At 63.3% G+C, this 9,508-nt stretch carries 9 protein-coding genes and 1 pseudogene; 3 read left to right on the top strand and 7 right to left on the bottom strand.

Translation table 11 applies throughout. The features are described from left to right. The 3 genes from L810_RS38505 to glcD form a co-directional block, all read right to left on the bottom strand. On the bottom strand, positions 1-266 hold a 266-nt coding region (locus tag L810_RS38505), incomplete at its 3' end, for a 4Fe-4S dicluster domain-containing protein (RefSeq protein ID WP_042978006.1). 24 nt (positions 267-290) lie between these two features. Then, on the bottom strand, positions 291-1,367 hold the full coding sequence (glcE, locus tag L810_RS38500; protein WP_021163546.1) for a glycolate oxidase subunit GlcE: 1,077 nt from the start codon (positions 1,365-1,367) through the stop codon (positions 291-293). Next, a complete protein-coding gene (gene glcD, locus L810_RS38495) occupies positions 1,367-2,866 on the bottom strand; it encodes a glycolate oxidase subunit GlcD (protein ID WP_021163545.1) in 1,500 nt (499 codons plus the stop codon). The genes glcE and glcD overlap by 1 nt, the downstream gene beginning before the upstream one ends. Positions 2,867-3,096: 230 nt before the next feature. Here glcD and glcC point away from each other — a divergent pair, with 230 nt between their 5' ends. The 3 genes and pseudogenes from glcC (at position 3,097) to L810_RS38480 (ending at position 5,279) form a co-directional block, all read left to right on the top strand. Continuing rightward, entirely contained in the window at positions 3,097-3,867 is a 771-nt protein-coding gene (gene glcC, locus L810_RS38490) for a transcriptional regulator GlcC (protein WP_027790226.1), read from the top strand. Positions 3,868-4,117: 250 nt separating this feature from the next. After that, a pseudogene (locus L810_RS38485) lies at positions 4,118-4,555 on the top strand (DUF6306 domain-containing protein); the annotation flags it as partial. Positions 4,556-4,898: 343 nt separating this feature from the next. Then, positions 4,899-5,279, top strand: a complete 381-nt coding sequence (locus L810_RS38480; RefSeq protein ID WP_042978004.1) for a nucleotide pyrophosphohydrolase — start codon at positions 4,899-4,901, stop codon at positions 5,277-5,279. A 36-nt stretch (positions 5,280-5,315) separates the two neighbouring features. Here the strand turns inward: L810_RS38480 and L810_RS46510 are convergent, their stop codons facing one another. The 4 genes from L810_RS46510 to L810_RS38465 form a co-directional block, all read right to left on the bottom strand. Then, on the bottom strand, positions 5,316-5,957 hold the full coding sequence (locus tag L810_RS46510; protein ID WP_081712958.1) for an HNH endonuclease: 642 nt from the start codon (positions 5,955-5,957) through the stop codon (positions 5,316-5,318). 327 nt (positions 5,958-6,284) lie between these two features. Continuing rightward, on the bottom strand, positions 6,285-7,136 hold the full coding sequence (locus tag L810_RS38475) for a carbohydrate ABC transporter permease (RefSeq protein WP_021163541.1): 852 nt from the start codon (positions 7,134-7,136) through the stop codon (positions 6,285-6,287). Positions 7,137-7,157: 21 nt separating this feature from the next. Next, positions 7,158-8,126 (bottom strand): carbohydrate ABC transporter permease, encoded by a 969-nt coding sequence (locus L810_RS38470; protein WP_021163540.1) that lies wholly within the window; start codon positions 8,124-8,126, stop codon positions 7,158-7,160. 70 nt (positions 8,127-8,196) lie between these two features. After that, the gene (locus L810_RS38465; protein WP_021163539.1) at positions 8,197-9,456 is read right to left on the bottom strand and encodes an ABC transporter substrate-binding protein; all 1,260 of its coding nucleotides are present in this window, start codon (positions 9,454-9,456) and stop codon (positions 8,197-8,199) included. Positions 9,457-9,508: the final 52 nt, after the last annotated feature.

The following is a 9,508-nucleotide window of genomic DNA, read 5'->3' as shown; positions in this document are numbered from 1 at the left end:
ACGCCGGACGGGCAGGTCGTCTCGCAGTTGCGGCACGTCAGGCAGCGGTCGAGATGCCGCTGCGTGCGTTCGCCGCACGGCTCGCCTTCGAGCAGCTGCTTGATCAGGTAGATGCGCCCGCGCGGCCCGTCGAGCTCGTTGCCGAGCACCTGGTAGGTCGGGCAGGTCGCATTGCAGAAGCCGCAGTGCACGCACGCGCGCAGGATCGCTTCCGCTTCGTCGGCCCGGGCGAGGGCCTTGCTTGCTTCGCTGAGATTGGTTTGCATCGGCGGGTCGGGATCGGGGTCGCGTCAGAAATCGGCGTACAGGCGGCCGGGATTGAAAATCGCATGCGGGTCGAGCTGTGCCTTGAGCTGGCGGTGCACGCGCAGCAGCGCGGGCGGCAGCGGCTGGAACGGCTCGTGCGTCGTGCCCGGCGTGAAGCAGGTCGCGTGCCCGCCCCATTGCGCGGCGAGGCGCTGCACGTCGGCCGGTGCGGCGTCGCTTTTCAGCCAGCGCTGCGCGCCGCCCCAGTCGGCCAGCAGCGCGCCGGGCAGGGCGTCGAGCGGCGCGGCGGCCGGCACCGACACGCGCCACAGCGGGCGCGGGTCGTCGAAGAACGGCAGCGCAAGGTCGCGCAGCCGTACCCAGAACGCATCGTCATGGTCGTCCATGGCGTTGCCGCCGATCGTGTCGCGCGCGGCCTTCACCGAGCCCTCGCCGCCTTCGATCCGCACGCGCAGCACGCCGTCCGCGTGGCAGGCGCCCGCGAGCGGCAGCCCCGCGCGCCGCCATGCGGCGACGCGCTGCACGGCTTCGTCCACGGCGAGCGGCAACGCGAGATCGCACGTCGCACGGGGCTTCGGCAGCACTTTCAGCGACACCTCGGTCACGACGCCGAGACAGCCGAAGCTGCCCGCGAGCAACCGCGACACGTCGTAGCCCGCGACGTTCTTCATCACCTCGCCGCCGAAGCGCAGTTGTTTCGCGTGGCCGGTGATCACGCGGCAGCCGAGCACGAAGTCGCGTACCGCGCCGGCCCACGGGCGGCGCGGGCCCGACAGCGCCGCCGCGACCATGCCGCCGACCGTGGCCGCGCCGCCGAACGACGGCGGCTCGCACGGCAGCATCTGGCCGGCCGAATCGAGCATCGCCTCGAGGTCGGCGAGCGGCGTGCCCGCGCGCGCGGTGACGACGAGTTCGGTCGGGTCATAGGACACGACGCCGCGATGCGTGCGCACGTCGAGCGTGCGGCCTTCGACGGGGCGGCCGAGGAACGCCTTGGTACCGGCGCCGCGAATGTGCAGCGGCTGGCGGTCGTGGATCGCCGCGTCGACCTGGGCGACGAGTGCCGCGCTGTCGTCGATCGATTCGATTTCGCGTCGCATCAGAAACGCTCCAGTTCGGGAAACGGCAGCTTGCCGTGATGGACGTGCATCGCGCCGAATTCGGCGCAGCGGTGCAGCGTCGGGATGTTCTTGCCGGGATTGAGCAGGCCCTGCGGATCGAACGCGGCCTTCACCGCGTGGAAGAACGTGATTTCGTCGGCGTTGAACTGCACGCACATCTGGTTGATCTTCTCGCGCCCGACGCCGTGCTCGCCGGTGATGCTCCCGCCCGCCGCGACGCACAGCTCGAGGATCTTTCCACCCAGCGCTTCCGCGCGGTCGAGTTCGCCGGGGCGGTTAGCGTCGAACAGGATCAGCGGGTGCATGTTGCCGTCGCCCGCGTGGAACACGTTCGCGACCGGCAGCCCGTATTCGGCGGACAGCGCGGCAATTCCTTCAAGTACGCGCGGCAGCTCGCGGCGCGGGATCGTGCCGTCCATGCAGTAGTAGTCGGGCGACATGCGGCCGACCGCCGGGAACGCGTTCTTGCGGCCGGCCCAGAAACGCTGGCGCTCCGCCTCGTCGCGCGCGACACGGATCTCCGATGCGCCGGCATCGCGCAGCAGCGTGGCGACGCGTTCGGCATCTTCGTCGACGTCGGTGGGCGAGCCGTCGAGTTCGCACAGCAGGATCGCCTGCGCGTCGACCGGATAACCCGCGTGGATGAAATCCTCGGCCGCGCGGATCGCGAGGTTGTCCATCATCTCGAGGCCGCCGGGGATCACGCCCGCGCCGATGATCCGCGCGACGGCGGCACCGGCTTCGGCGACGTCGTCGAAGCTCGCCATCAGCACCTTCACGCTCGGCGGCTTCGGCAGCAGCTTCACGGTCACTTCGGTGACGATGCCGAGCATCCCTTCCGAGCCGGTGAACAATGCGAGCAGGTCGAAGCCGGGTGCGTCGAGCGCGTCGGCGCCGAGCGTGAGCGTATCGCCGTCGATCGTCAGGATCTCGATCTTCAGGATGTTGTGCACGGTGAGCCCGTATTTCAGGCAGTGCACGCCGCCCGCGTTTTCGGCGACGTTGCCGCCGATCGAGCACGCGATCTGCGACGACGGATCGGGCGCGTAGTAGAGGCCGTGCGGCGCGGCTGCCTGCGAGATCGCGAGGTTGCGCACGCCGGGCTGCACGCGCGCGACGCCGGCATCGGGGTCGATGTCGAGAATCCGGTTGAACTTCGCCATCACGAGCAGGAGGCCTTTTTCGAGCGGCATCGCGCCGCCCGACAGCCCGGTTCCCGCGCCGCGCGCGACCACCGGCACGCCGAGCGCGGCGGCGACGCGCAGCACCGCGCGCACCTGCTCGACCGTGTCGGGCAGCACGACCGCGAGCGGTACCGTGCGATAGGCGGCGAGGCCGTCGCATTCGAACGGCTTGAGCGCTTCGCGCTCATGCAGCACGTCGAGGCCGGGCGCCGCCGCGTGCAGCGCGGCGACGAGTGTGTCGCGGCCGACGGTCGCCAGCGGGCCGTCGATCCGTTCGTCGTAGGTGAAACTCATCGTGTGTCTCCGTCTCCACTCTCTTCACCATGCGGGCGGCCGCGGGATGCGCGGCGCCGGATGGACGGCATTCTTGGCGGCCGGCCGGTGTGTGTCCATACGTCGCGAGTGTGGTCATACCAGTTTTTCGAAGCGTGCCGTGAAGCTAGGGTGGGTATTGACGTAAAAGCCAGTCACGACAAGGGTTTATGAGAAAATCGGCGACATCCGTCAAAAGTGGTCATACCAGTATGGAAATGCAGGATCGACAAGCGCCGGCGCGCAATGTCGCCGATGTCGTCGCCGAGCGGATCGAGCAATTGATCGTCGACGGCGTGCTGAAGGCCGGGCAGGCGTTGCCGTCCGAACGGCGGCTGACCGAGAAGCTCGGCGTGTCGCGCACGGCCGTGCGCGAAGGGATGAAGTTGCTGCGTGCGCGCGGGATCATCGAGACGACGCACGGCAAGGGTTCGTTCGTCGCGAGCCTGACCCCGCAGCGCGAAGTCTCGCCGATGATGCACCTGCTCGGCTCGCAGCCGCGCACGCTGTACGACCTGTTCGAAGTGCGCGGGATGCTCGAGACGGAGGCCGCGCGGCTGGCGGCGCTGCGCGGAACGTCCGCCGATTTCATCCTGATCAAGCGTCGTTATGACGAGATGACCGCGGCCGACGCGCAGGATCTCGACCCGGCCGCGCGCGCGAAGCTCGATCACGCGTTTCATCTCGCGATTTGCGAGGCGTCGCATAACCCGGTGCTCGTGAATACGTTGCAGTCGCTGACGGATCTGCTGCTGAGTTCGGTGTTTGCGTCGGTGAACAACCTCTATCACCGCGAGCCGTTGAAGAAGCAGATCGATCGCCAGCATGCACGGCTCTATAACGCGGTGACCGGGCGGCTGCCCGAGCAGGCGCGCAAGGCGGCGAGCGAGCATATCCGCCAGTGCGTCGAATATCTGAGGGAGATCGAGCAGGAGGAGCAGCGGCTCGTGCGGTCGACGTTGCGGCTTGAAGGGTGGACTTAAGCAGGCGCCGGTGTGTTCGTGTCATGACGTCCATCAAGCGACGTGCGTTGGCGATGCAGGTTGATTGGTTGTTGCATCATGATGTGACGTATATGGCACGAGGCACGCGCTGATTTGCACGTTCGTGCAACACGCGCCGTGTACCGTCGCACGTATTACGCCATCGATCCTGACAGGAGGGTGCTGCATGTCGATTCCGACGCATGGCGACGGGCCTGACGCCCGCGCCGATCTGACTCCGCATGAAGACCGCGCCGCGCTGGTGGCGACGCTCGACGAGTTGCTGGAGGCCGAGCGCGCAGGCGCGCGTGTCGCATCCGAAATGGCGGCCGAGGTGAGCGACGATCCCGAACTGCACCGGCTGATCGCCCATATTCGCCAGGACGACGCGCACTGGTGCAGCGTGCTCGTCGATGCGATCCGGTCGCTCGATGCGGAACCGACGCGTGCGACCGGCGTGTTCTACGAGAAGGCAATGGCGATCGACGATCTGGCTGGGCGGTTGGCGTTCCTGAATCGTGGCCAGCGCTGGGTCGTGCGGAAGCTGCAGGCGTTGCTGCCGACGCTCGCGCAGCCGGATATGCATCATGCGCTCACGCAGATGCTCGTGTCGCATGAGAAGAACATCGGGGCGGTGGATGCGCGGTTGAGAATCAAGGGCGGCGGTGCTGAGTCGGGAGCGGCGTAGCGACGGTGATCTCGAGAAACGCCCATCGTGGATTTCCGTCGATGTCGCCCCTTGCGCGCACGTTGTTATCTCGCCAGATTTGCCGGTAGCGACTGCTTCGGATCGCGCAACGGTTGTTGGGATCACCTTTCTGACGGGTAAACATTCGTATGATTCTGGGTGCCCGGACAAGATTGGATTTTCGTTGATTCAATTGATATCCGGCAAGGGTATTCAATTCATATGGAATTTTTATTAATATGTGCTTTCAGGTTCCAAAGGGGGTTGGCGCGAGTCGAATGTCTTGTATCTAAGTGCTATTGATGGCTTCGGTAATTCTAGATGTACAGGAGAGATCGGTTATATGGAAAAGTCTGAGTTGCGGAGTGATCTGACGGAGTTGCGCGAACTTGTTCGTCAGTTTGTCGATGAGCGAGATTGGGACAAATTTCACACACCAAAGAATCTGGCGACGGCTCTTAGTATAGAGGCAAGTGAGTTGCTAGAACCATTTCAGTGGCTGGTTTCGGGAGAAAGAGCCGAATTTAGCGAGGCTGGCCTGACAGCAATTCGTCACGAGATGGCTGACGTATTGGTATATTTGGTTCGCCTCGCGGACAAGATGGATGTCGATCTTTTTCAGGCCGTACTCGAGAAAATGAAGCTCAATCGAGAAAAATATCCTGCTGAAAAAGTGCGGGGCGACTCGCGAAAATATTCTGAATATAAAGACCGCGAAAAATGATGTCGTATGCGGATCAAGTCGCTTGGATATTTGTTTTCATGGTGAATTGATGGGTTTTATAATTACTTCATTGTGATAGGTGATGTAGGTCGCTCCAATCTTGTGTTTGTGATGAAGATTTAATTTTGATGGGTCAATTGCGATGACGCCATAATCAAGCATTACGTGGTGATTGGGGCAAAGAACCAGAATATTTTCTGATGTGTCTGGTCCCTTGTGTGGATTTCCGAGAGGTTGTATGTGATGGGCTTCGGAGTAAAACTCGCCATTGGGGAGTTTGATGGATTCCCCGCATATCTGGCATTTGTTCTTATGTAGAAGCTTTATCTGTCGAGCTAGTGCTGTATCTCGAAGGATGCGATATGTTTTTTGGTGCTGTCTTTGAGGTGCCTCGTTCCCAAGCGAATCGATGTCGGACGCCAGTGGTGTGGGTTTTTCAAAAGATCGTAGTCCCCACACCCCACCACCGATTCCGTTGACGGAAAAGAATAAATCATTTCCAGAAAAAACCGTTGAATCAGAGGAGTTTCTCTCAATAGCCCCTCGGACGGAGGCTCCAAGATCCGCCGGATGTGGCTTGGGTCGTATAGTCGCAACCTGCTCGTAGATTTCGGCAAGGGGAGCAATGCCGCCAAGTTGTTCTAGTGCGAGTGCTATGTCCTCAGACCACGTTGCCATTTAATTTTTAAACCTGTTAATTTGTTATGGATGGGCAGTAATTTAACATGGCACCCGTTATTTGTCGTTTGATATCCCCTGTCCACGTCTGGCCACGTTTCTCGAGATTGGTGATGTCAATCTAGCCCGAGGACGCGTTCACTTGATCGACTTTTTGCCTATCGTCGTCGACCACGATCGACCCACCTTGAACCTCTAACGCAGGACACCGGAATTGTTCTGCACTTCTTAGGTAATCCGAATCCGACAGCCCCAAAAAAAAACCCGCCGAAGCGGGCAACCTCTCGATGCAGAGGGGGAGATACGAATACGCAGGGCTGCGCGCGTTCAGCCTTTGGTCGCTCCAAACGTCAGCCCCGCCACAAAATGCTTCTGCATCGCGAAGAACATCGCGACGGACGGCAACGCCGCCAGGATCGACCCGGCCGACACGAGGTTCCACGACGTCGTCCATTGTCCCTTCAACGCGGCGACCCCTGCCGTGATCGGCGCGGCCTCATCCCCTTGCGTGAGACACAGCGCCCAGAAGTAGTCATTCCACACGAACGTAAAAACAAGAATCGCCAGCGCGGCCAACGCAGGCCGGATCAACGGCAACACGATCCGCCAGAACACCGTCCATTCCCCCGCCCCTTCGATCCGCGCCGCCTCGATCAGCTCGAACGGCAACTGCTTGATGAAGTTGCGCAGAAACAGCGTGCAGAACCCCGTCTGGAACGCGACATGAAACAGGATCAGCGCCTCGACCGTATTGAACACGCCGAGCCTGAGCGACAAGTCCCGCACCGGAATCATCAGCACTTGCACCGGCACGAAATTACCCGCGACGAACGTGCCGAACAGCGCCGTGCTCCCGCGAAACTTGTAGGTCGCAAGCGCAAAGCCCGCCATCGCCGCGAGCGCGATCGAGCCCAGCACGGACGGCACCGTGATCTGCACGCTGTTCCAGAAGTAATGCAGCATCGGCGACGTGGTCAGCGCATCGCGATAGTTCTCGATCATCGAGAAGTGCCGCGGCCAGCCCCAGTAGTTGCCTTCGACGAGTTCCTCGGTCGAGCGCACCGACGTGACGAACACCGCGATCATCGGCAGCAGCCAGATCACGAGCGCGACGGGCAGCGACAGCTTGTACAGCCGGCGCGAAACCGGCTTCCATTGGGCAACGGGTGTCGGAAACATGATGAAGGCATCCCCGGAAGGTCATTGCTCGTTGCGCAGCAGGCGGCGCAACTGGAACACGATGTAGACGAGCATGATCGCGAACAGCACGACCGCGATCGACGCGGAATAGCCGAGCCGGTAGTACTTGATCGCCTGGTCGTACATGTAATACGCAAGCACGGTCGAGCTCTCGAACGGGCCGCCGCTCGTCATCACCGAGATCAGGTCGAAGCTGCGCAGCGCACCGATCACCGTGACGACGATCGCCATGAACGTGGTCGGCCGCAGTTGCGGCAGCACCACGTGCCACAGCAGCGCGAAGCCGCGCGCGCCTTCCATGCGTGCGGCTTCGATCTGTTCCGGATTGAGCGACGTGAGGCCGGTGAGGTACAGGATCATGCAGTACGCGGTTTGCGGCCACAGCGCGGCGAACACGATGCCGAACGTCGCGTAGCGCGCGTCGCCGAGCACCGGGATGCCGTGCCCGGCAATCAGCGCGAGCAGGCCGAACGTCGGATCGTAGAACCACGAGAAGATCAGGCCGACGACCACACCCGACAGCACGAACGGCGCGAAGAACAGCGACTTCACGAGCCGGATGCCGGCGACCGCCTGGTTCAGGTACAGCGCGAGCGCGAGGCCGAGCGGCGGCGCGAGCATGAAGAGCGCGAGCCAGATCACGTTGTTGCGCAGCGCCGTGTAGAACGTCGGCGCTTGCAGCAGCTCCGCATAGTTCGCGAGACCGACGAACGTGCGCTCGGTCATCCCGTCCCAGTTGTACAGGCTCAGCCACAGCGTCGACAGGATCGGCCAGATCACATAGACGGCAACCATCGCGCAGGCCGGCGCGAGAAACAGCCACGCAGCACGCCGTTGCCGCCGCACGGCGGGCGACGGGCGGCGCGCGGGTAGTGCAACAGCGGTAACCGCGGCGGGCGCGCGAGGGTGCGGCGGTTCCGGCGGCGCGGCGGGCGGCTCGAGGTGTCGGGACGAAATCGGACTGGACACGGCAGGGCTCCTGAACGAGCGAACGATGGGACAGCCGCAGCGGCGGAGCACCGCCGCGCGGGTCACGGCGTTACTTCTTGTAGATCCGCTTGCGAGTCTGTTCGAGCTGCGCGAGCACCGTATCGAGCTGCGCCGGATTCGCGAGGAACTGCTGCATCCCCTTCATCCCCTCGTCGGCCATTTCCTTCGTCATGTCGCGGTCGTAGAACTGCGCGACGCCGCCCTTCGTGTCGGCCAGGATCCGGAAGCCGATGCGCGAGACCGGATCGGCCGGCTCGGGCGACTTGCTGTTGGCCGACAGCGAACCGAGGCCTTCCGCGAGCTTCGCGCCCATCTCGGGTGTTTCGACGAACGCGAGGAACGTGTGCGCGTCGGCCTTGTTCTTCGCCTTTGTCGGGATATGCAGCGATTCGACCGGGCCATCCTCGGCGGTCGGCACCTTCGGGTCGATGATCGGGAAGCGGTAATAGCCCATTTCCTGCTTCACGTTCGGCGGAAAACCCGCCGCGATGAAGGTGCCCATCAGCATCATCGCGGCCTTGCCCTGGAACAGGAACGGCTGGGCGCCGTCGAGATCGTAGGACAGCGCGTTGTCGATGAAGTAGCCCGCGTCGATCAGCGACTTCCACGTCGTATAGACCTTCTTCACGCGCGGGTCGGTGTACGGCACGTCGCCGGCCATCAGCTGCTGGTGGAACGCGTTGCCGTTCAGGCGCAGGTCGAGATAGTCGAACCAGCCGGCGAGCGTCCACGCGTCGCGGCCGCCGATCGCGACCGGCGTGATGCCGGCCGCCTTCAGCTTCTTGCATGCGTCGAGAAACTGGTCCCACGTCTTCGGCTCGTCGGCGATGCCGACCTTGCGGAACAGGTCCTTGCGGTAGAACAGCCCCCACGAGTAGTAGACGGTCGGCGCCGCGTACTGCTTGCCGTTGTACGACGATGCGTCGCGCGTCGATGCATACATCGCGCCCCAGCCGTTCTTCGTCCAGTCGCCGCTCAGGTCCTCGAACAGCCCGCGCTTCGCGTAGTACGCCATCCGCTCGCCGGCGTGCCAGTTCACGACGTCCGGCGCGACGGTCGTGAGCCAGGCGGGGAGCTGCACCTTGTACGCTTCCTCGTCGACGAAGGTCGCCTTCACGTCGATGTCGGGATGCGCCTTGTGGAACGCGTCGAGCGTCGACTGCCAGACCGCGCGCTGGCTGGCACCCTTGAACGCGATGTTGATCGTCAGCGTGCCGGCATCGGCGGGCGCAGTCGTGCCGAGCGATGCCAGTGCGACGGCGGCGGCCGTGGCGAGCCGGGCGGCGAAGCGAAGGGGGCGATGTGTCATGCGTGTCTCCATTCCTGTGTGTCGTCTTGTGCGTGACCGGCGCATCGTGGCG

This window comes from Burkholderia sp. AU4i (genome assembly GCF_000466765.1).
GTDB classification, from domain to species: domain Bacteria; phylum Pseudomonadota; class Gammaproteobacteria; order Burkholderiales; family Burkholderiaceae; genus Burkholderia; species Burkholderia cepacia.
The sequence above is the reverse complement of the archived record's forward strand: the minus strand, read 5'-3'. Positions and strand labels throughout refer to the sequence as shown.

Bases quoted from the DNA above. Each gene is read 5' to 3' on its own strand.
- glcE (WP_021163546.1), bottom strand. From the start codon at position 1,367: ATGCGACGCGAAATCGAATCGATCGACGACAGCGCGGCACTCGTCGCC.
- glcD (WP_021163545.1), bottom strand. From the start codon at position 2,866: ATGAGTTTCACCTACGACGAACGGATCGACGGCCCGCTGGCGACCGTC.
- glcC (WP_027790226.1), top strand. From the start codon at position 3,097: ATGGAAATGCAGGATCGACAAGCGCCGGCGCGCAATGTCGCCGATGTC.
- L810_RS38480 (WP_042978004.1), top strand. From the start codon at position 4,899: ATGGAAAAGTCTGAGTTGCGGAGTGATCTGACGGAGTTGCGCGAACTT.
- L810_RS46510 (WP_081712958.1), bottom strand. From the start codon at position 5,957: ATGGCAACGTGGTCTGAGGACATAGCACTCGCACTAGAACAACTTGGC.
- L810_RS38475 (WP_021163541.1), bottom strand. From the start codon at position 7,136: ATGTTTCCGACACCCGTTGCCCAATGGAAGCCGGTTTCGCGCCGGCTG.
- L810_RS38465 (WP_021163539.1), bottom strand. From the start codon at position 9,456: ATGACACATCGCCCCCTTCGCTTCGCCGCCCGGCTCGCCACGGCCGCC.